At 67.0% G+C, this 19940-nt stretch carries 21 protein-coding genes; 15 read left to right on the top strand and 6 right to left on the bottom strand.

Annotated features, from left to right (window positions below; all coding sequences use genetic code 11):
• The first annotated feature begins 27 nt into the window (after window positions 1-27).
• The 8 genes from ACNSTU_RS06355 to ACNSTU_RS06320 all read left to right on the top strand — a co-directional run bounded on the left by ACNSTU_RS06355 (window position 28) and on the right by ACNSTU_RS06320 (window position 7386).
• The gene (locus tag ACNSTU_RS06355; RefSeq protein ID WP_290635776.1) at window positions 28-591 is read left to right on the top strand and encodes a YqgE/AlgH family protein; all 564 of its coding nucleotides are present in this window, start codon (window positions 28-30) and stop codon (window positions 589-591) included.
• The gene (gene ruvX / locus ACNSTU_RS06350; RefSeq protein ID WP_290635779.1) at window positions 588-1022 is read left to right on the top strand and encodes a Holliday junction resolvase RuvX; all 435 of its coding nucleotides are present in this window, start codon (window positions 588-590) and stop codon (window positions 1020-1022) included. The genes ACNSTU_RS06355 and ruvX overlap by 4 nt, the downstream gene beginning before the upstream one ends.
• Window positions 1019-1525, top strand: coding sequence for a bifunctional pyr operon transcriptional regulator/uracil phosphoribosyltransferase PyrR (gene pyrR / locus ACNSTU_RS06345; RefSeq protein WP_290635781.1), 507 nt, complete (start codon window positions 1019-1021; stop codon window positions 1523-1525). The genes ruvX and pyrR overlap by 4 nt, the downstream gene beginning before the upstream one ends.
• On the top strand, window positions 1522-2502 hold the full coding sequence (locus ACNSTU_RS06340) for an aspartate carbamoyltransferase catalytic subunit (RefSeq protein WP_290635783.1): 981 nt from the start codon (window positions 1522-1524) through the stop codon (window positions 2500-2502). The genes pyrR and ACNSTU_RS06340 overlap by 4 nt, the downstream gene beginning before the upstream one ends.
• A complete protein-coding gene (locus tag ACNSTU_RS06335; protein ID WP_290635785.1) occupies window positions 2499-3782 on the top strand; it encodes a dihydroorotase in 1284 nt (427 codons plus the stop codon). The genes ACNSTU_RS06340 and ACNSTU_RS06335 overlap by 4 nt, the downstream gene beginning before the upstream one ends.
• Window positions 3779-4456: a hypothetical protein gene (locus ACNSTU_RS06330; RefSeq protein ID WP_290635787.1), complete on the top strand. Its 678-nt coding sequence runs from the start codon at window positions 3779-3781 to the stop codon at window positions 4454-4456. Before ACNSTU_RS06335 ends, ACNSTU_RS06330 begins: the two co-directional genes overlap by 4 nt.
• Before the next feature lie 235 nt (window positions 4457-4691).
• On the top strand, window positions 4692-6950 hold the full coding sequence (locus tag ACNSTU_RS06325) for an acyl-CoA dehydrogenase (RefSeq protein ID WP_290637334.1): 2259 nt from the start codon (window positions 4692-4694) through the stop codon (window positions 6948-6950).
• A 121-nt stretch (window positions 6951-7071) separates the two neighbouring features.
• Window positions 7072-7386 carry an HPF/RaiA family ribosome-associated protein gene (locus tag ACNSTU_RS06320; RefSeq protein WP_418212180.1) on the top strand — a complete coding sequence of 105 codons (315 nt, stop codon included), beginning with the start codon at window positions 7072-7074 and terminating at the stop codon, window positions 7384-7386.
• A gap of 33 nt (window positions 7387-7419) precedes the next feature.
• Here ACNSTU_RS06320 and ACNSTU_RS06315 read toward each other — a convergent pair whose 3' ends face one another.
• Both ACNSTU_RS06315 and ACNSTU_RS06310 read right to left on the bottom strand, forming a co-directional pair.
• Window positions 7420-8271, bottom strand: coding sequence for a bifunctional nuclease domain-containing protein (locus ACNSTU_RS06315; RefSeq protein ID WP_418212179.1), 852 nt, complete (start codon window positions 8269-8271; stop codon window positions 7420-7422).
• A gap of 58 nt (window positions 8272-8329) precedes the next feature.
• Window positions 8330-8773, bottom strand: coding sequence for an acyl-CoA thioesterase (locus ACNSTU_RS06310; protein ID WP_418212178.1), 444 nt, complete (start codon window positions 8771-8773; stop codon window positions 8330-8332).
• A 36-nt stretch (window positions 8774-8809) separates the two neighbouring features.
• Here ACNSTU_RS06310 and ACNSTU_RS06305 point away from each other — a divergent pair, with 36 nt between their 5' ends.
• Complete coding sequence (locus tag ACNSTU_RS06305) at window positions 8810-10270, top strand: amidase (protein ID WP_418212177.1); 1461 nt, start codon at window positions 8810-8812, stop codon at window positions 10268-10270.
• Here the strand turns inward: ACNSTU_RS06305 and ACNSTU_RS06300 are convergent.
• Window positions 10267-11391, bottom strand: a complete 1125-nt coding sequence (locus ACNSTU_RS06300; RefSeq protein ID WP_418212176.1) for a PilT/PilU family type 4a pilus ATPase — start codon at window positions 11389-11391, stop codon at window positions 10267-10269. The two genes, ACNSTU_RS06305 and ACNSTU_RS06300, sit on opposite strands and share 4 nt — an antisense overlap.
• A 16-nt stretch (window positions 11392-11407) precedes the next feature.
• Window positions 11408-12445 carry a type IV pilus twitching motility protein PilT gene (locus ACNSTU_RS06295; protein WP_290637536.1) on the bottom strand — a complete coding sequence of 346 codons (1038 nt, stop codon included), beginning with the start codon at window positions 12443-12445 and terminating at the stop codon, window positions 11408-11410.
• 103 nt (window positions 12446-12548) lie between these two features.
• Here ACNSTU_RS06295 and ACNSTU_RS06290 point away from each other — a divergent pair, with 103 nt between their 5' ends.
• The 6 genes from ACNSTU_RS06290 (at window position 12549) to ACNSTU_RS06265 (ending at window position 17601) form a co-directional block, all read left to right on the top strand.
• Entirely contained in the window at window positions 12549-13250 is a 702-nt protein-coding gene (locus ACNSTU_RS06290) for a YggS family pyridoxal phosphate-dependent enzyme (RefSeq protein WP_290630940.1), read from the top strand.
• Window positions 13251-13272: 22 nt separating this feature from the next.
• Window positions 13273-14100 carry a pyrroline-5-carboxylate reductase gene (proC, locus tag ACNSTU_RS06285; protein WP_290630942.1) on the top strand — a complete coding sequence of 276 codons (828 nt, stop codon included), beginning with the start codon at window positions 13273-13275 and terminating at the stop codon, window positions 14098-14100.
• 72 nt (window positions 14101-14172) lie between these two features.
• Entirely contained in the window at window positions 14173-14748 is a 576-nt protein-coding gene (locus tag ACNSTU_RS06280; RefSeq protein ID WP_290630944.1) for a YggT family protein, read from the top strand.
• Between the two features lie 95 nt (window positions 14749-14843).
• Window positions 14844-15992, top strand: a complete 1149-nt coding sequence (gene metX / locus ACNSTU_RS06275; RefSeq protein ID WP_290630946.1) for a homoserine O-succinyltransferase MetX — start codon at window positions 14844-14846, stop codon at window positions 15990-15992.
• A gap of 2 nt (window positions 15993-15994) precedes the next feature.
• Entirely contained in the window at window positions 15995-16588 is a 594-nt protein-coding gene (metW, locus tag ACNSTU_RS06270; RefSeq protein WP_290630975.1) for a methionine biosynthesis protein MetW, read from the top strand.
• Window positions 16589-16677: 89 nt separating this feature from the next.
• Window positions 16678-17601 carry a histone deacetylase family protein gene (locus tag ACNSTU_RS06265; RefSeq protein WP_290630948.1) on the top strand — a complete coding sequence of 308 codons (924 nt, stop codon included), beginning with the start codon at window positions 16678-16680 and terminating at the stop codon, window positions 17599-17601.
• A 394-nt stretch (window positions 17602-17995) separates the two neighbouring features.
• Here ACNSTU_RS06265 and ACNSTU_RS06260 read toward each other — a convergent pair whose 3' ends face one another.
• The gene (locus ACNSTU_RS06260) at window positions 17996-18724 is read right to left on the bottom strand and encodes a hypothetical protein (protein WP_290630950.1); all 729 of its coding nucleotides are present in this window, start codon (window positions 18722-18724) and stop codon (window positions 17996-17998) included.
• A 23-nt stretch (window positions 18725-18747) separates the two neighbouring features.
• Window positions 18748-19860 (bottom strand): cell division protein ZapE, encoded by a 1113-nt coding sequence (gene zapE, locus ACNSTU_RS06255; protein ID WP_290630977.1) that lies wholly within the window; start codon window positions 19858-19860, stop codon window positions 18748-18750.
• Window positions 19861-19940: the final 80 nt, after the last annotated feature.

The following is a 19940-nucleotide window of genomic DNA, read 5'->3' as shown; positions in this document are numbered from 1 at the left end:
CACCTCCCGGTGACGGATACTGAGCCCATGGACGAACATGCATCCCTGACCAATCACTTTCTGATCGCCATGCCCACGCTGGAAGATCCGAACTTCCATCAGACCGTGGCGTACATGTGCGAGCACAATACCGAGGGCGGCCTCGGCATCATCATCAATCGCCCCACCGACGTGACCCTCGGCGAGCTGCTGGAACACCTGGACATCACCCCGGCGACCGCGGAGATCGCCGGCAGGACCGTCTACATGGGTGGTCCGGTTCAGCGCGAACGCGGGTTCGTCCTGCACAGCCCCGATCAGCAGTGGGATTCGAGCCTGCAGGTCTCCGAGCAGGTTTCGGTCACCACCTCCCGCGACGTGCTGGCCGCCATTGCCGAGGGCAAGGGGCCGGAGCGCTACCTGGTCGCCCTTGGCTACGCCGGCTGGGAGCCGGGGCAACTCGAGGAGGAGCTGGCCCAGAACGCCTGGCTCAACGGACCCGCCGATCCGGAGATCATCTTCTCGCGCGGCGCTGGTGAACGCTGGCAGGCGGCCGCCGCGCTGCTCGGGGTCGACCTCACGCTGCTGTCGTCGGACGCCGGGCACGCGTGACCGGGTCGACGCTGCTCGGCTTCGACTACGGCCGCCGCCGGGTCGGCGTCGCCGTCGGCGAGACCATCACCGGTGCCGCCCGTCCGCTGGTGACGGTGGACTGCCCGGCCGAAGGCCGCCCCGACTGGGATCGCATCGAGAAGCTGATCCGCGAGTGGCAGCCCACAGCCGTGGTTGTGGGGCGCCCCGAACACGCAGACGGCACCAGCAACGCGGTCACCCAGGGCGCGGAGCGGTTCGCACGGCAGCTGCAGGGGCGTTTCGGGCTCACCGTCCACCTGGTGGACGAGCGGCTCAGCTCGCGCGCTGCCGAGGAGCGGCTTGCCGAGACGGGCAGACGGCGCCGTCGCGGTCGCGGCCCGGACCCGGCCGTTGATATGATGGCCGCCTGCATCATTCTCGAAACCTGGTTAGCGGATCACTCCCCATGACGACACTTGCCTCGGTGGACACGCTGGTGCAGCAGATGAGCGACGACCTGCGCGCCGAGTTGAAACGGCGGCAGGTGGACGCCCCGGCAATCATCGGCATCCACTCCGGCGGCGCCTGGATCGCCGAAGCGCTGCACCGGAAACTGGCGCCCGAGACGCCCCTGGGCACCCTGGACATCGCCTTCTACCGGGACGATGTGGGCACCCGGGGCGTGCACCCGCAGGTACGGCCGTCGAACCTGCCCTTCAGCGTGGACGACCGGGACATCATCCTCGTGGACGACGTGCTCTACAGCGGCCGCACGGTCCGTGCGGCCCTGAACGAGATCTTCGACTTCGGCCGCCCGCGGCGGGTCCTGCTCGCCGTGCTCGTGGACCGGGGTGAACGGGAGCTGCCCATTGCCGCCGACGTGGTGGGCGCACGCATCACCCTCAGCGACGGCCAGCGGGTGAAACTGCACGGGCCCTCACCGCTGGAACTCACCATTCAGGACGCCGCATGAACGGACGCGACATTCAGCTGGACGAACACGGGCGGCTGCGACACTTTCTCACCACGGAGGGGCTGCCGCGGGACCTGCTCGAACGCATCCTCGACACCGCCGGCTCGTTCACGGGCGTGATCGAGAAATCCATCAAGACCGTCCCCCTGCTCCGGGGCCGCACCGTGATCAACCTGTTCTTCGAGGCCAGCACCCGGACCCGCACCACCTTCGAGCTGGCCGCCAAACGGCTGTCGTCCGACGTGCTCAACATCGATGTCGCCACGTCGGCCACCTCCAAGGGCGAGAGCCTGCTGGACATGCTGCGCAACCTCGAGGCCATGCAGTGCGACATGTTCGTGGTGCGCCACGCGGAGAGCGGCGCCGCTCACTTCATTGCCGAACACGTGGGCGACGACGTGGCCGTGATCAACGCCGGCGACGGCCGCCACGCCCATCCCACCCAGGCCATGCTGGACATGTACACCATCCGCCGCCACAAGGGCGCTTTCGAGCCGCTGCGGGTGGCCATTGTCGGAGACATCCTCCACTCCCGGGTGGCGCGCTCCCAGATCCACGCCCTCAACGGCCTCGGTGCCGGTGAGGTGCGGGTGGTGGGACCGCGCACTCTGCTGCCCCGGGACGTGGAGCGCCTGGGCGTGCACGTCTACCACGACATCACCGAGGGCCTGCGCGACGTGGACGTGGTGATCACCCTGCGCCTGCAGCGCGAGCGCATGCGCGGGGCCCTGCTGCCCAGCGAACAGGAGTACTATCAGCTCTACGGCATCACCGAGGAGCGCCTGGCGCTGGCAAAGCCCGACGCCATCGTCATGCACCCCGGCCCCATCAACCGCGGCGTGGAGATCGAGTCCGCGGTGGCCGACGGCGAACGCTCGGTCATTCTCAATCAGGTGACCAACGGCATCGCCGTGCGCATGGCGATCATGTCCATGTGCCTGGAAGGACGCGGCACGCCCGCCGAGGAGGACGCATGAGCGGCAGCACGCTGATCCGCGGCGGGCGGATCGTGGACCCGGCTGAGGGCGTGGATCGGATCGCCGACCTCTATGTCGCGGATGGCCGTATCATTGGCCTGGACACGCCCCCCGACGGTTTCCAGCCGCAGGAGACCATCGACGCCGCCGGCAAACTGGTGATCCCGGGGCTGGTGGACCTGGCCGCGCACCTGCGTGAACCGGGAGCAAAGCACAAGGCGGATATCGTCCACGAACTCCACGCCGCCGCGGCCGGCGGCATCACCACGGTATGCGCGTCACCGGCCACGCAGCCGGTGATCGACAGCACCGCCGTGCTGGAGCTCGTGCAGGGCCAGGCCGAGAAAGCGGGTGCCAGCCGGCTTGCCCCGCTCGGGGCCCTGACCGCAGGCCTGGAGGGGGAGCACCTGAGCCAGATGGCCGCGCTCACCCGTGCGGGCTGTGTTGCCGTCAGCGACGGCGGCCGGCCCGTCGGCAATCGGCTGGTCCTGCGGCGCGCGCTGGAATATGCGGCGACCTACGGCATCACGGTCATGCTCACCCCCCAGGACCCCGACCTGACCTCCGGCAGTGCGATGCACGAAGGCTGGGTCGCCACCCGGCTCGGCATCGCCGGCATCCCGGTGGCGGCGGAAACCACTGCCCTGGCCGTCGCCCTGGCGCTGGTGGAGGAGACCGGGGCGCGGGTGCACTTCAACCGGCTGTCCTCCGCCAGGGGCGCGGCCATGGTTGCCCGGGCGCGCCGGGAGGGGCTGCCGGTCAGCGCCGATGTGGCCATGCATCAGCTGTTTCTCACGGAAATGGACGTCAGCGGCTTTGCCAGCCTCTGCAACGTCATGCCGCCGCTGCGGGGCGAGAGCGACCGCTCCGCCCTGCGCCGGGCGGTCGCGGACGGGACCATCGAGGCGGTGTGCTCCGATCACCAGCCCCACGACACCGACGCCAAGGCCGCACCGTTCGTGGCCGCCGAGCCGGGCATCTCCGGGCTCGACACGCTGCTGGCGCTGGCACTGCGGCTCCACGACGAGAACCTCCTGCCCCTGCCCGACGCCATCGCCCGGGTCACCAGCGGCCCCGCGGGCGCCCTGGGCCTCGCGGCCGGCACGTTGCGCCCGGGCGCCCCTGCCGACCTCTGCGTTGTCGACCCTTCCGCCCCGTGGTGGCTCACCACCGAGACCATGAACAGCCGCGGACACAACACCCCGATGCTGGGCTGGGAGCTGACAGGGCGCGTCGCGCGGACACTCATGGACGGTGTCACCGTCCATCGGACCGCTTGACCACCGTCCTCGCCAACACGGCACTTCCCGGCGGCGGCCGGCTCCTGCGTGTCGCCAGCAACTGCGCCGGGGAGGCACGGCCGGGCCACTGGTTCCGCCTCGCCCTGTCGGGTCAGGAGCACTGCCTGGGCGTACTGGATGCCTCACCGCGGGAAGGCTGGCTCGCCTTCCAGGCACCGTCGGCACTGGCGGACGCGGTCCGCGGCACACCCTGCAACAGTGACGGGCCCCACGGCAGTCCGCTCCCGGATGCCGGGGGCGAGCGGCAGCGAGTGCTGGTGTGTGACGAGATGGGCCTGCCCGCGGTGCTGTTCGCCGCCGCCCGACGAGACCCCGTCACACTGGCGCTCATCGCCCTGGACAGCGAGGTTCCCGACGTCCGTCTGCGCCCCTCACGCTTCGTGCTGACGGGATTCGATGCCGGCGCCATCGCCGGCATCGGTGCGCTGGAGGATGCCGGAATCCCCAGCAGGGTTGCCCACCCGGCCCCGCTGCCGGGCTGTCAGGAAGGCGTGCTATCAACGCTCGTGGATACGTGGCTGTCGGCGCAGCCTGCGCAGGCGCGCTGGCAGCTGGCAGTCACCGTGATCGGCTGCACGGTGCATGTGGACGCCGTCATAGCGACACTCCGCGGCCGCGTCGGCGAGCACCATGCCTGCCCGCTGCCGGGGTAACCCCGGCGCGGCCCGCCGCCCGCAACCGCGACACCACCACCACCGAGGGACGTCCCGGGTCAGTGCAGAACACTTGACCATACGGAAGAGTATGGTAAAACGTCAGCTAACCTGATGGTGATCCCCACCCGCTCTGCGGAACAGACACATCATGGCATTCGCCCGCGGCGGAGCCGCGGGAACGCAGTCGTGTTACGCCTCGTCATACCACCGAGCCGTGACCGGGAGGAAGATTATGTTTTCTGCACTGATGAACGTCATGCGCGCCAAGAACATGCTGCCGCGCATCTCCGACACCGAGCGCCAGGCCCTGGAGGCCGGCACGGTCTGGATCGATGGCCAGCTCTTCTCCGGCAACCCGGATTTCAAGGGCATGATGGCCGAGTCCTACAATCAGCTCTCGGACGAGGAGCAGGCCTTCCTCGACGGGCCGGCTGAAGAGCTCTGCCAGATGATCGACACCTACGAGGTGGCCCGCACCCGCCGCGCGCCCGACGACGCCGTCGAGTTCATCAAGAAGCAGGGCTTCATGGGGATGATCATTCCCCGGGAGTACGGCGGCAAGGGGTTTTCCACCCTCGCGGTCTCCTCGATCATGGCCAAGGTCAACAGCTATTCGTCCACGGTGGGCACCTTCGTGGTGATCCCGAACTCGCTGGGCGCAGCCGAGCTGCTCAAGCACTACGGCACCGACGCGCAGAAGGACCACTACCTGCCGCGCCTGGCCAGTGGCGAGTACGTGCCTTGCTTCGGGCTAACCGAACCCACCGCCGGCTCCGACGCCGCCTCCATCAAGGCCGAAGGGGAAGTCTTCAAGGACGACGCCGGCGAGGTGAAGATCCGACTGAACTTCCGCAAGCGCTACATCACCCTGGCGCCGGTGGCGAACCTCATCTCCCTGGCGTTCCAGATGCACGACCCGGACAACCTGCTGGGCAAGGGCGAGTACCCGGGCATCACCGTGGTGATGCTGCACAAGGGCACGCACGGCCTGCACAACGGTGACCACCACATGCCGGTGGGCGAGGGCTTCTACAATGGCCCGATCATCGGAGAAAATGTCGTATGCTCGCCGGATCAGATTATCGGCGGTGCCGAGTACGCCGGCCAGGGCTGGCGCATGCTCATGGAGCAGCTCGCGGGCGGTCGCGCCATCTCCCTGCCCGCGGGCGCCATCGGCGGCATCAAATCCACTGCCGCGGTGACCGGTGCCTACTCCATGGTGCGTCACCAGTTCGGCATCCCCATCGGGCTGATGGAGGGCGTGCAGGACAAGGTGGCAGGCATCGCCGCCATGGCCTACATGTTCGAGGGGGCGCGGGTGTACTCCTGCTCCGCCATCGACGGCGGCGAACAGCCGCCGGTGATCTCGGCGCTGCTGAAGTCCAGCAGCACGGAAATGGTACAGCGGCTGCTCACCGACGGCATGGATGTCTTCTCCGGCGCCGGCGTCATGCAGGGACCGAACAACATCCTCGCCTCCGGCTACCACGGTGCCCCTGTGGGCATTACCGTGGAAGGCGCCAACATCATGACCCGGACCCTGATCATCTTCGGTCAGGGGGCGACCCGCTGCCATCCCTACGCCCTGCCACTGGTCAAGGCCATCGAGGACGGCGATGCCACGGCGTTCCGGCAGCGGCTACTGGGCTGGCTCGGCCACACCGCGAGCAACTGGGGCCGCACCAAGGTGCGCGGCCTCACCCGCGGATTCAGTGCCGGCAGCCCTGTGTCCGGCCCGACGGCCACCTACTACCGCCGGCTGGCCTGGGCGTCGTCCCGTTTCGCACTGCTCACCGATCTGGCCATGTACTTCATCGGCGGCAAGCTCAAGGCCAAGGGCAACCTCACCGGCCGCTTCGCCGACGCCCTCACCTGGCAGGTGCTGGCCCTGTCCGCGCTACGCCGCTTCGAAGCCGAAGGCCGTAAGGACGAGGACCTGCCGGTGGTGCAGTACGCCTGTGAGCACGCTCTGGCGAAGATCCAGGAGGCATTCGAAGGCATCCACGCGAACTTCGACGCCCCGGTGGTGGGATGGTGGCTGCGCAAGCCGGCAGCCTTTTTCCTGCGGATCAACCCGCTCTCCCAGGGGCCCAGCGACAAGCTGATCGCCCCCACGGCCGCTGCCATCCAGGCGCTCAACGACCAGTACCGGCGCATTACCAACGGCGTCGCACGGGCATCGGAGAGCGCCCCGGGCGCCGGCCGACTGCTGAAGGCGTTCCGGCTGCACCAGGAGGCGCAGCCGATCATGGCCAAGATCCAGAAGGCGCAGAAGCAGCGGAAGCTGTCCCGCGGGCTGGCCTACGAGATCATCGCCGAAGCACGGGAGACGGGCGTAATCACGGAGACGGAGGGCCGGCAGCTGCAGCAGGCCAACGATGCCGCCATGGCCGCCATTGAGGTGGACGTGTTCACCGCGGACGAGTACTTCGGCTCCACGGCGCTGCCGTCCCACGGTGAAGCGGAGCACCGCCCCGCCGCCAACGCCTGACCCAGGCGCATGGCGATCGACCTGGCCCCGGGACGGTTCCCGGGCCAGGCCCCCCCTTGAAAAACACCGCGGCTTGCGCCAGATCCTTATACAGGCAGAGACGACGCGAGGAGTTGTGACAATGCATCTGCAGATCAATCCGGCCCAGGGAGTCACGGTTTCGGAGGCACTGGAGGCGCACCTCCGGCAGCGCCTGGAAACCATCGAACGGCGCTTCGGTGACCGCCTCACCCGCATCGAGGCGTATTTCACCGACGTCAACGGGCCGAAAGGCGGCATCAACAAGCAGTGCAAGCTGGAAGCACGCCCCCGCGGACTGGATCCGGTGGCTGCGGAGCATCTGTCGGAGAATGCCTACGACGCGGCATCCGGCGCCGCGGACCGGCTGGAAAAGGTACTGGACAAGCGGTTCGGCAAGCTGGAGAGCCGATCCTGACACGCACAGGCGCCAGGACCGGCGCGCAGCGGGTCAGAGGGTAATGCCCTCGTCCCGCCGCCGATCCGGAACATCGGTGGGAACCTCGATCTCCTGTTCCTCACCCTGATCCAGGTAACGGATCCGCGCCCGCTCGCCGGACGGCGTCTCACGCACGAGATCCAGAAACTCCATGGGTGTCTCCGGCGTCTCGTCATTCACGGCAATGATGAGACTGCCCTCCCTCAGGCCCACGTGAGCGGCGTGGCCACGCACCCCGCTGACGATAACACCGGCCTGGTCGCCGATATCCAGCGCATCCCGGAGATCGTCCGTTGCCTCGACAACCGTAATCCCCAGCGCGGTAACCACCTGATCGTCCTCGATGCCTTCATACTCGAGATCCTGCCCCGCCTGCAGGATCTCCGGCGACACCAGAATGCGCGCACCGCTGCGCACCGCCAGGGCAAGGGCGTCGCTGGGACGCGAATCCACGAGCACGGGCTCCCCGCGCCCGGCAACGCTGAGCTCCAGCATGCCGTAGTAGATGCCGTCGGAGAGGTTGTCCACCAGCACCCGCTCAAGCGTTGCGTCGAGGCCTTCGAAGACGTTGCCGATGAGATCGTGCGTCTGCGGTCGCGGCACCGGCACGTCCTGCTGCGCCATGAGAATGGCCCGCGCCTCGGCCAGCCCGATACGGATGGGAACCACATCGCCGGACTCCGGCTCCCGCAGGAGCACCAGCGGTGTGCCGCCGGCGCGATCCACGCCGATCGTCGCCAGTTCCACGGGCACCATGTCGTCCGGATCCATGGCCAGGTCGCGGGCGTGAGCCCCGTTCAACACGGTAACCAGGACGACCATCAGGGCCAGGGCGAAACCCCGGCGATACACCCCGCAACGCATCAAGACCTCCCGCGACCGACTGCCGCACCCGAAACGGACTCCCATCCTCCCACCGAATCTACCCGGTGGGAACCTGCAAGCGCTCGAGTGCCGCGCGCAGCGACCCCGGAATGGGCACCGAGCGATTCTCGGCGCGATCCACGAAGACGTGGACGAACTGGCCGTGGGCGCAGAGGGCCGCGTCGCCCGCACGAAATATCCCCACGCCGTACTGCACGGAGCTGTTGCCCAGGCGGTCCACCCGCAGGCCGGCCTCGACCGGGTCCGGGAACGCGATGGGGCGGTGGTAGCTGCAACTGGAGCTGACCACCAGGCCCACCACCGACCCGCCATGGATGTCCAGGCCACCCTCCTCGATGAGATAGTGGTTTACGGCGGTATCGAAGTACGAATAGTAGGTCACGTTGTTCACGTGCCCGTAGACGTCATTATCCATCCAGCGGGTGGTAATACTGCGGAAGAACACGTAATCCTGTCGTCCCGGTGCTTCGCTCGCGCCCATTGAGGACCCCCGTTCGTTGGCTGAAAAGGACTGCACATGAATTTCGACGAATACCGGCATCATGATGCCACGGCCCTGGCGCAATACGTCAGCAAGGGCGAGGTCACCCCGGCGGAACTGCTCCGTATGGCCACGGAGCGTGCGGAGGCCACGGGCACGCGGCTCAACGCCATCAACCGCGCGCTCCCCGAACGTGCGCAGCGACGCCTGGAGGCGCCGCTGGCCGGACCGTTCGCCGGGGTGCCCTTCCTGGTGAAGGATCTGGCCCAGGACGTGGGCGGCGAACCCACCAGCATGGGGAGCCGGGCGTTCGCCCGAAGCCCGGTCGCGGAGGATTCCACCTTTGTTCGCCGCGCCGACGACGCCGGGCTGGTGCTGTTCGGCAAGACCAATACGCCGGAACTGGGGCTGAAAGGGATCACCGAGAACAGAACGTTCGGGGCGACTCGCAATCCGTGGGACCGCGACCGGACGCCCGGCGGCTCCAGCGGCGGCTCGGCCGCTGCCGTCGCCGCGGGCATCGTCCCCATGGCGGGCGCCAATGACGGGGGCGGCTCCATCCGCATACCGGCAGCCTACTGCGGTCTGTTCGGCTTACGCCCGGGGCGCGGGCGTGTGCCCGCAGGCCCGCGATTCCACGAGATCTGGGAAGGGGCATCCAGCGACCACGTGCTCACCCGCAGCGTTCGCGACAGTGCCCGCATGCTCGACGTCCTGGCGGGGCCGGACGCCGGTGCGCCGTTCCACGTCGCCCCCCCGGAGCGCCCCTACAGCGAGGAACTGCAACACGCCCCCGGCCGCTTGCGGATCGCCTTCAGCACGCGCTCGCCCATCGGCGCGGAGGTCGACCCCGCCTGCCGGCAGGCAGCGGAGAACACTGCCCGGCAACTCGAGGACCTCGGCCACACGGTGGAGGAGGCGGAGCCGGCGATCGACGGCATGGCACTGGCACGCTGCTACCTGACCCTCTACTTCGGCCAGGTGGCGGCCATGGTGGCCGATGGCCGCCCGGGCGATTTCGAACTGGACACACGCGCGCTGGCGATGCTCGGCCGCGCGCTCAACAGCGGGGAGTACGTGAGGGCGCACCAGCAGTGGAACACCTTCGGCCGCGCCCTGGGGCGCTTCTTCCAGGACCACGATCTGTACCTGACACCCGCGACCGCCGCTCTTCCGGCACGCATCGGCGAGCTGGAGACGCCCCGCAGCGAACAGCTCGCCCTGCGCCCGCTGCTTCGTCTGAACGCCGGGCGGCTGCTCATGAAAACGGGGGTGGTGGACAAGCTCGCCTTCCGCAGCCTGGCGCGCACGCCCTTCACGCAACTGGCCAACCTCACCGGAACACCGGCCATGTCGGTACCGCTGCACTGGAGCGATGACGGCCTGCCCGTGGGGAGTCATTTCATGGCGCCGGTGGGCGGCGAAAGCAGGCTGCTCCGCCTGGCGGCCCAGCTGGAACAAGCCCATCCATGGTGGGACCGCCTGCCGACGGCTTAGCGGTCGTCGTCCGCCAGGCGCATGTCGTCCGCGGCTGCAGAGTACTGCTGCTCACGATCCTCGGCACCGAGCTTCGCCTGCAGGCGGACTTCGTTGGCGGAGTCGGCGTAACGGATGGCGTCGTCGTAGGTGATCCGGCCTTCCTGATACAGCCGGTAAAGGTGCTGGTCGAAGGTCTGCATGCCGTGCTCGTTGGAGCGCTTCATGATGTCCTTGAGCTCATGCACCTCGCCGGCGCGCAGCTTGTCCTGCACCAGCGGCGTTCCCAGCAGCACCTCGATCGCCGGCACACGTCCGCTGCCGTCCGGGGTCGGCACCAGCTGCTGGGCCACCACGCCCTTGAGGTTCAGGGAGAGGTCCATGAACAGCTGGTTCTGCCGCTCGGGCGGGAAGAAGTTGACGATCCGGTCCATGGCCTGGTTCGCGTTATTGGCGTGCAGAGTGGCCAGGCAGAGATGGCCGGTCTCGGCAAAGGCGATGGCGTAGTCCATGGTCTCGCGGGTACGGATCTCGCCGATGAGGATGACGTCCGGCGCCTGGCGCAGGGTGTTCTTCAGCGCCACCTCGAAGGAGTCGGTATCAATGCCCACCTCGCGCTGGGTAATGATGCAGCCCTGGTGCTGGTGGATGAACTCGATGGGGTCCTCGATGGTAACGATGTGCCCGGTGCTGCTCTGGTTGCGGTGACCGATCATGGACGCCAGCGAGGTGGATTTACCCGTGCCGGTGGCGCCAACGAACATCACAAGGCCCCGCTGGGTCATGGCGAGATCGCGCAGAATCGGCGGCAGGCCCAGTTCATCAAGCTGCGGTATGGTGGTCTCGATCCGGCGCAGGACCATACCGGCGTGGTTGCGCTGGTAGAAGGCGCTGACGCGGAAACGCCCCAGGCCCTTGGCGCTGATGGCGAAGTTGCATTCCCGGCTGCCCTCGAACTCCCGTCGCTGCGCGTCCGTCATGATGGCAAGCACCAACTGGCGCGCCTGATCCGGCGACAGCTTGCCCTTGGTCACCGGCGCGATGCGGCCGGCGATCTTCATGGACGGCGGCATGCCGGCCGTGATGAACAGATCCGAGGCCTTCTTGTTGACCATGAACTCGAGCAGGGCGTTGAAGTCCATTGCGATCTCCCTGGGCCTAGGCGAACAGGTCCTTGTTGGCGGCCTTGTTGCGGGCGTCCTGCTTGCTGATCAGCCCCTGCTTGAGGAGCTGCTGCAGGCACTGATCCAGCGTCTGCATGCCCTGGGCCTGCCCGGTCTGGATGGATGAGTACATCTGCGCGACCTTGTCCTCGCGGATGAGGTTGCGGATGGCGGCGGTGCCGATCATGATCTCGTGGGCCGCCACCCGCCCGCCGCCGGTCTTCTTCAGCAGCGACTGCGAAATCACCGCGCGCAGGGATTCCGAAAGCATGGAGCGCACCATGGATTTCTCCGCGGCGGGGAATACGTCGATGATGCGGTCGATGGTCTTGGCGGCGGAGCTGGTGTGCAGCGTGCCAAAGACCAGATGGCCGGTCTCGGCCGCAGTCAGCGCAAGTCGGATGGTCTCCAGGTCGCGCAGCTCGCCCACGAGCACCACGTCCGGGTCTTCACGCAGCGCCGAGCGCAGCGCTTCGGAGAACCCGAGGGTATCCCGGTGCACTTCGCGCTGGTTCACTAGCGACTTCCTGGAGTCGTGAACGAACTCGATGGGGTCCTCGATGGTGAGGATGTGCTCGTGGTAGTTCTCGTTCTTGTAGTTGAGCATCGCCGCCAGCGTGGTGGACTTCCCCGAACCGGTCGGCCCCGTGACGAGCACCAGCCCGCGGGGGTTGTCGGAGATGTCCCGGAACACCTGCGGCGCGTTCAGCTCCTCCAGGGTCAGCACGGTGGAGGGAATGGTACGAAAGACGGCAGCCGCGCCCCGGTTCTGGTTGTAGACGTTGACGCGGAAGCGGGCAAGATTGGGGATCTCGAAGGAGAAGTCGGTCTCCAGAAACTCCTCGTAATCCCGCCGCTGCTTGTCGTTCATGATGTCGTAGATCAGGCCGTGCACCTGCTGGTGATCCATCGCAGGCAGGTTGATTCGACGCACGTCACCGTCCACACGTATCATTGGCGGCAATCCCGCCGACAGGTGCAGATCCGAGGCGTTGTTCTTGACGCCAAAGGCGAGCAGGTCGGCAATATCCATCGGGCATCCTTTGCGCTGATTATCTGTTCCGGTTGGCGCAGCCAGCGACCGCGTGCACAGGCCATGACCGATCAACCTACAGTGATGACCGGAACCAGGCAACATGACCGAGATCGCTGAACGCCTCGCAAGCGTGCAGGCCCGAATCCGCGCCGCTGAGGCGCAGTACGGACGGGCCGACGGCAGCGTCACCCTGCTGGCCGTCAGCAAGACAAAAGCGGCAGAAGCCGTCCGTGACGCCATGGCCGCGGGCCAGGCCGCGTTCGGCGAGAACTATGTCCAGGAGGCCCGTGACAAGCAGGACGCCCTGGGGTCGGACGCCAGAGCGGAGTGGCATTTCATCGGGCCTCTGCAGTCGAATAAAACAAAACACGTGGCGCCACACTTTGACTGGGTTCACAGTGTGGAGCGGGAGAAGATCGCACGGCGCCTGTCGGAGCAGCGCCCCGAGGGCCTGCCCCCGCTCAACGTCTGCCTGCAGGTCAACGTGAGCGGAGAGGAGAGCAAGTCCGGCGTCGACCCGCAGGACGTGCCGGCGCTGGCCGATGCCGTGGCCGGTTTGCCGCGGCTGCGCCTGCGTGGCCTGATGTGCATTCCGGCGCCTGCCGGGGATTTCGACGCCCAGCGGGCACCGTTCCGCGCGCTGCGGGAGTTGCTGGAGGCGCTGCAGCACCGCGGACTGGAACTGGATACCCTGTCCATGGGCATGTCCGGCGACCTGGAAGCAGCCGTCGCCGAGGGCAGCACCATGGTCCGGGTCGGGACCGACATCTTCGGCCCCCGGGATTACCCGGCGACGACGTGACCACCAAGGAGGCCCGTTCACCATGGATAACAAGACCATAGCGTTCATCGGCGGCGGCAACATGGCACGCAGCCTCATCGGCGGACTGATTGCCGACGGCTTCCCGGCCGACCGGATCCGTGTCGCGGAGCCGGACCCGGAGCAGCGCGGAAATCTGGCGGCGACGTTTGGCGTCGCGGTCACCGGCGACAACAGCGAGGCCGTGGCCGACGCCGACGGGGTCGTGCTGGCGGTGAAACCCCAGGTCATCCGCGACGTTGCCACGGAGCTGGCGCCACAGCTCGCGCGCACCGGCGCCGTGGTGATCTCCATCGCCGCCGGCATCCGCGAATCGGACCTGTCGCGCTGGCTCGGCGACGGCCTGCCGGTAGTGCGGGTCATGCCCAACACCCCCTCGCTGGTGCAGACGGGCGCCACGGCCCTGTACGCCAACCCTGCCACGTCCGCCGAGCAGCGCAGCCTGGCGGAGTCGCTCATGCGCGCCGTGGGGCTCACCTGCTGGCTGGATGACGAAAGCCAGATGAACGCCGTCACGGCGGTTTCCGGGAGCGGGCCGGCCTATTTCTTTCTGCTCATGGAGAGCATGGAGCAGGCGGGCGCCGACCTGGGACTGCCCAGGGACACCGCCCGGCTGCTGACGTTGCAGACAGCCCTGGGCGCGGCCAAGATGGCGCTGGAAAGCACCGAGGACGCGGCCACCCTGCGCCGGCGGGTCACCTCCCCCGGCGGGACCACCGAGCAGGCGATCCAGGCGTTCGAGGACGGCGGACTACGCGAGCTCGTGGAGCGTGCACTGAAGGCCGCCGCCGACCGGGCGGAGACCCTGGGGAACGAACTGGGCAACCAATAACAACTGAATCGCAACCGCGAGCCGGCGGCACGGCAACGCGCCGCCCTTGCTCGTGCATAACCGGAGCAGCGCATGTCTGGACAGTATCTCACCGACCCGCTGGCATTTCTGATCAACACCCTGTTCGGCCTGTACATACTCGCCATCATGCTGCGCTTCCTGCTGCAGTGGGTTCGCGCCGACTACAGCAACCCGATCTCGCAGTTCCTGATCCGGATCACGCAGCCACCGCTGCAGCCGCTGAGACGGGTGCTGCCGCCGATCGGCCGGGCGGACACCTCGGCGCTGGTGCTGATGCTGTTGCTGCAGTTCTGCACCCTGGCGCTGGTGTACTGGATCAATGGCACCAATGTCAGCGCCGGCTTCCTGTTCGTGCGCTCCGCGGCGGAACTGCTGAACCTGCTACTCAACGTGTTTCTGGTGGTCATCATCATCCGGGTGATCCTGAGCTGGGTGAACCCGGGCCACTACAATCCGGCCATCGGCATCATCGACAGTCTGGCCAACCCCGTGATGGAGCCGGTCCGCCGCATCATTCCGGCCATCGGCGGGCTGGATCTCTCCCCTATCGCGGCGCTGATCGGCATCCAGCTGGCGAAGATGCTGTTCGTCATGCCGCTGCGAGACCTGGCCATGGCATTCCTCTGAGCAGCCCCATCGCGCAGACGGTCTCCGGGCGGTTGCGGGCCCCGGAGACCGTCAGTAGACTCGGTTCTCTTCCACAGCAAGCCGCTACGGATCGGATGCCAGAACAATTCCCAGCTGACTCCGTCGGCCTCGTCACCCCGAAAACGCTCCACTTCGACCAGCCCTTGGAACTGGACTGCGGTCGGGTGCTGCCGGAGTACGACCTCGTCTACGAGACGTACGGCGAGCTCAATGCCGACGCATCCAACGCCATTCTGGTGGCCCATGCGCTGTCGGGCGACCACCATGCGGCGGGATACCACTCGCCCGACGACCGCAAACCCGGCTGGTGGGATGCGTCCATCGGCCCCGGCAAGCCGCTGGACACCAACCGCTTCTTCATTGTCTGCAGCAACAACCTGGGCGGCTGCCGGGGGTCCACCGGACCGGTTTCACCAAACCCGGAGACGGGCGCGCTGTACGGCGCCGACTTCCCCATGGTGACCGTCCCCGACTGGGTGCGCAGCCAGGCACGGCTGGCTGACGCCCTGGGCATCGACCAGTGGGCCGCCGTAGTAGGGGGCAGCCTGGGCGGCATGCAGGCGCTGCAATGGGCCATCGACTTCCCGGAGCGGACCCGGCACTGCGTGGTGATTGCGGCCGCGCCGAAGCTCTCGGCCCAGAACATCGCCTTCAACGAGGTGGCTCGCCAGGCCATCCTCCGGGACCCGGAGTTCCACGAAGGCCGGTACTCGGAATACGGCGTCACGCCGGAGCGCGGGCTCGCCCTGGCACGCATGCTCGGCCACATCACCTACCTGTCCGAGGACGCGCTGCGGGCCAAGTTCGGCCGCGAGCTCCGCGAAGGCAAGATCAACTTCAACTACGACGTCGAGTTCGAGGTAGAGAGCTACCTGCGCTATCAGGCAGAGACCTTCGTCCGCCATTTCGACGCCAACACGTACCTGCTCATGACCAAGGCGCTGGACTACTTCGACCCGGCCGCCAACTACGACGACAACCTGGCCGCGGCGCTGAAGCACGTCACGGCCTCGTTCCTTATCCTGTCATTCACCAGTGACTGGCGGTTCCCCTCCAGCCGCTCGCGGGAGATCGTGCGCGCGCTGCAGGACGGCAACAAGCGGGTCACCTATTCAGAGATCGTCGCGCCACAGGGGCATGACTCCTTTCTCATGCCCATCCCGGTCTACCGGGACCTGCTCCAGGCGTACATGAATCGTGTGGCGCAGGAGGCGAACGTATGAGCGTGCGCTCGGAACTGGCCCTGATCAGCGAATGGATCCACCCCGGTACGCGCGTGCTCGACCTGGGGTGTGGCGAGGGGCAGCTGCTGCGCTACCTGCGCGACACCCGCGACGTGATCGGTTACGGGCTGGAGATCGCCCCGGAGAACATCGTCAGCTGCGTGGAGAAGGACATCCCCGTCATCCAGACCAACCTGGACGAGGGACTGAAGGATTTCGACCCGCTGTCGTTCGACTACGTGGTGATGACCCAGACGCTGCAGGCGGTCCGGTACCCGGAGCATCTGCTCAACGAGATGCTGCGTGTCGGGCGGGAAGGCATCGTCACCTTCTCCAACCTCGGCCACTGGCGTTCACGCCTGCGGCTTGCCCTCAGCGGGCGTATGCCGGTCAGCGGCGACCCCGCGCTGGACTGGTACAACAGCCCCAACATCCACCTGTGCACCGTCCGGGACTTCGAAGCGCTGTGCGAGGACACGGGCATCCGCATCCTCGAGCGCACGTTCATCGACAACGCCCACCGCAAGCACGGCCTCGCACGGGTGTTCCCCAACCTGCTCGGGGAAGTGGCCCTATACCGTTTCGAGCGCGCCTGAGCGCCCGGGAATCCTGCTACTTTGTTAGAGTAGACGGGCAGTACGCCGCAGACCCAAACCGCCTGCAACGTGGGGAGCGACATCCGCTCATGCAGACCTGGATCATTACGCACGAGAGCTGTACTCAGCACGACACCGGCCCGGGGCACCCGGAGTCAGCGCAACGGCTGGAAGCCGTTCTCACGCGGCTGCGTCAGTCACCCTTCGAGACCCTGACCTGGGCGGAAGCGCCGCGAGCGGAGCGTGAGCAGCTCCTGCGCGTGCACGATGCCGGCTACGTGGACCGCACCTTCGCCGCCATTCCCAGCCGGGGATACGACGCGCTCGACGGCGATACGGTGATCTGCCCCGCCTCCGGCGAAGCGGCACTGCGCGCCGCCGGTGCCGTGTGCGCGGCCGTGGACCGCGTCATGGCCGGTGATGCCAGGCGGGTCTTCTGCGCCGTACGCCCCCCGGGCCATCACGCCGAACCCGATCACGCCATGGGCTTCTGCCTGTTCAACAACGTGGCGGTTGCGGCAACCTACGCCCAGGCGGCCCATCACCTGGAACGGGTCGCCGTGGTGGATATAGACGTCCACCATGGCAACGGCACCCAGACCATGTTCGCCGGCCGCCGCGGCCTGTTCTACGCGTCCACGCACGAGCATCCGCTGTTCCCCGGCACCGGCCGGGGGCCCATTCCGGGTGCCCCGAACATCCACAACGTCCCGCTGCCCCCGATGACCGACTCGGATACGTTCCGTGATGCATTCCGGCAGGACGTCATCCCCGCCCTGCGCGCGTTCGGGCCGGAGCTCGTGTTCATCTCCGCCGGGTTCGACGCCCACCGCGCCGATCCCCTCGCCAACATGGAGCTGGATGAGCGTGATCTGGCCTGGGCTACGCGCGAAATCGTCGAGGTCGCCAACCGGTTCAGTAACGGCTGGGTGATCTCCACACTGGAAGGGGGCTACAACCTGCGGGCCCTTGCAGACGGTGTTGCCGCCCACATACTGGCGCTGGACGAGTAGCCCCAAACCATCGTTCGGGGTCTGCCTGCCGAAAAGGAGCCGTTACCCTCTTGACATCAGCGCATGGAAGCCTGTCGCGCAGGAAAGTTATACACACCCGACCGTCGCCCCAACACGACGGCGCACGTGGCGGCGCCGTGTCGGGCCGAAGCACCCCGCAGGGGCCACAGGTTGTTGTTTCTCGTGTCTTTTAACAAAGCGTTCAAAATTTGGACATTCTGAGGGAAAGCCGCTCGGCGCGGGATTCAGAGGGCCGTTTTAACGCGTCATCCACAACCTTATCCACAGGTTCTGTGGACAATCGGGATTCATTAAACGCTGCCAAGGGTTTAGCGCAAAAACCTGGAACCTGTGTGAACCAATCGACACTTCTACAGCCGTTGTCAGGCGGACATCACGCCCATGCGAACGTGATGTCGTCAACATCAATCCAGCTCAGCGGGCCCAGCGGCACCACCCGGCCGCCGGGCATGGCAGGATAGACCCTGTACCGGGTTGCACAGTTGAATCCGGACACGGTCTCGTAAGCCTCGAGCAGCTGAGTGGCCTGCATCCAAGATCCGGTGAAGCGGGGTGCAAAGTCGACGCGCTGCAACAGCCCGGTGGCATCGGCGTAGAAGACATGGTCGGTACGCAGCGTCGGAATATCCGCCGGGTAGGTCGCCGCCAGGCGATACAGCCGCTGCCCGCCCACGTCCACCGGCGGCAGCTCCTGCAGGGCACACCCCTCCCGGGCGAGCGTGAAGGGGAGGCAGAGCGTCTGCCAGAGGATGTTGCCGCAGTAGTAGAGCAGGTCCAGATAATCCCACCACAGCGCGTGCGGCAGTGACCGGAACGCCGCCCCCGGCGCGCCACGCTCCGTCACCAGTTCGCCATCGGCACGCTCGATCCACGCCCGGGTTGGCTGACAAGTGGCGGATTGTCCACGCTCGGGCCAGTCGGCCAGGGTAATGGACGGCCAGGCTGCATTCAGGGTGACCTCCACCTCGTGCAATGGCTGGCCCTGGAGACGTGATGCAAAGCCCACGCCTCCCATGGAGGCGCGGGCGAGCACGGCGTGCACCTCACCCCAATGGCCTGCCCCGCCGTGGGCATCAAGGATGCGATCGAGCAAGTCAGACACCTGCCACCTCCTTCGCGGCCCCTTCAACCGGACCAGTGTGCGCCCGCGAGATAGGCCTGGGACTGCATCTCCTGCAACCGGCTGCGGGTCCGTTCGAACTCGAACCGTAGCCGGTTGCCCTGGTAGAGCGACTCCAGCGGCACCTCGGCTGACAGGATCAGCTTTACGCCATGATCATAGAACTCGTCCACCATGGCGATAAAGCGCCGCGCCTGATTTTCGCGGGTCTCGTCCATGGCGGGCACGTTGGAGACCAGCACGCTGTGAAACGTCCGGGCCAGTTCGATGTAATCCGCCTGCCCGCGCGGGCCGTCGCAGATGGCCGAAAAATCGAACCAGGCCACATCGTCCGCCAGCCCCCGCACCGGGATCGAGCGCCCCTCAACCTGCAGTTCAGTATTGAACTCGGGGGTGTGCGGGGCCAGGTGGACGAACTCTTCGTTGAGGACTTCCTCGGCGGCCTCATCCAGCGGTGAGTGATACAGTTCTGCCTGCTCCAGGAACCGCAACCGGTAATCCGTCTCGCCCGCCACCTCCATGACCTGCGTATGCTCCTTGAGGAGGTCGATGGCCGGCAGGAAGCGCTCGCGCTGCAGTCCGTCCCTGTACAGCTCGTCCGGGGGGATATTCGACGTGGCCACCAGGGTCACGCCCTCGCGGAACAGGCCACGCAACAACCCGCCCAGCAGCATGGCATCGGTGATGTCCGACACGAAGAATTCGTCGAAGCACAGCACCCGCGTTTCCTGCGCGAACTCCCGGGCGACCACGTCCAGCGGATCCTGGACGCGCTCCAGGTCGCGCAGCCGGTGGTGGACCAGTTGCATGAAACGGTGGAAATGGAGCCGCCGCTTTTCGGGAAAGGGCAGCGTGTCGTGGAAAATATCCACGAGATAGGTCTTGCCGCGGCCGACACCGCCCCAGAGATACAGGCCCCTGACCCGGGGCCATGTCTGCCGCGGGCGGGCGCCAAGGCCGATGCGGCTGAGCAGCCCGCCACGGGGTTGCGGCTCCCGGCTTGCAAGCACCAACCGCTGATGCAGATCGTCCAGCGCCCGGACCGCCTGTTCCTGGGCCGGGTCGTGGCTGAAATCCGGATGCTCCAGGTCGGCCTGGTACCGCTGCCAGGGAGTGATTGCTGACACAGTGTGGGTCTCTCCGCTACGCACCGACGCCGTAGTATGCCGAGACCAAGGTCACCAGGTCCAACAACGGC

Source organism: Aquisalimonas sp. APHAB1-3, from assembly GCF_048323695.1.
Taxonomy (GTDB): Bacteria; Pseudomonadota; Gammaproteobacteria; order Nitrococcales; family Aquisalimonadaceae; genus Aquisalimonas.
The sequence above is the reverse complement of the archived record's forward strand: the minus strand, read 5'-3'. Positions and strand labels throughout refer to the sequence as shown.

Excerpts from the sequence above, each read along its gene's own strand:
- ACNSTU_RS06355 (WP_290635776.1), top strand. The coding sequence starts at position 28 with ATGGACGAACATGCATCCCTGACCAATCACTTTCTGATCGCCATGCCC.
- pyrR (WP_290635781.1), top strand. The coding sequence starts at position 1,019 with ATGACGACACTTGCCTCGGTGGACACGCTGGTGCAGCAGATGAGCGAC.
- ACNSTU_RS06340 (WP_290635783.1), top strand. The coding sequence starts at position 1,522 with ATGAACGGACGCGACATTCAGCTGGACGAACACGGGCGGCTGCGACAC.
- ACNSTU_RS06335 (WP_290635785.1), top strand. The coding sequence starts at position 2,499 with ATGAGCGGCAGCACGCTGATCCGCGGCGGGCGGATCGTGGACCCGGCT.
- ACNSTU_RS06325 (WP_290637334.1), top strand. The coding sequence starts at position 4,692 with ATGTTTTCTGCACTGATGAACGTCATGCGCGCCAAGAACATGCTGCCG.
- ACNSTU_RS06320 (WP_418212180.1), top strand. The coding sequence starts at position 7,072 with ATGCATCTGCAGATCAATCCGGCCCAGGGAGTCACGGTTTCGGAGGCA.
- ACNSTU_RS06315 (WP_418212179.1), bottom strand. The coding sequence starts at position 8,271 with ATGCGTTGCGGGGTGTATCGCCGGGGTTTCGCCCTGGCCCTGATGGTC.
- ACNSTU_RS06310 (WP_418212178.1), bottom strand. The coding sequence starts at position 8,773 with ATGGGCGCGAGCGAAGCACCGGGACGACAGGATTACGTGTTCTTCCGC.
- ACNSTU_RS06305 (WP_418212177.1), top strand. The coding sequence starts at position 8,810 with ATGAATTTCGACGAATACCGGCATCATGATGCCACGGCCCTGGCGCAA.
- ACNSTU_RS06300 (WP_418212176.1), bottom strand. The coding sequence starts at position 11,391 with ATGGACTTCAACGCCCTGCTCGAGTTCATGGTCAACAAGAAGGCCTCG.
- ACNSTU_RS06295 (WP_290637536.1), bottom strand. The coding sequence starts at position 12,445 with ATGGATATTGCCGACCTGCTCGCCTTTGGCGTCAAGAACAACGCCTCG.
- ACNSTU_RS06290 (WP_290630940.1), top strand. The coding sequence starts at position 12,549 with ATGACCGAGATCGCTGAACGCCTCGCAAGCGTGCAGGCCCGAATCCGC.
- proC (WP_290630942.1), top strand. The coding sequence starts at position 13,273 with ATGGATAACAAGACCATAGCGTTCATCGGCGGCGGCAACATGGCACGC.
- ACNSTU_RS06280 (WP_290630944.1), top strand. The coding sequence starts at position 14,173 with ATGTCTGGACAGTATCTCACCGACCCGCTGGCATTTCTGATCAACACC.
- metX (WP_290630946.1), top strand. The coding sequence starts at position 14,844 with ATGCCAGAACAATTCCCAGCTGACTCCGTCGGCCTCGTCACCCCGAAA.
- ACNSTU_RS06265 (WP_290630948.1), top strand. The coding sequence starts at position 16,678 with ATGCAGACCTGGATCATTACGCACGAGAGCTGTACTCAGCACGACACC.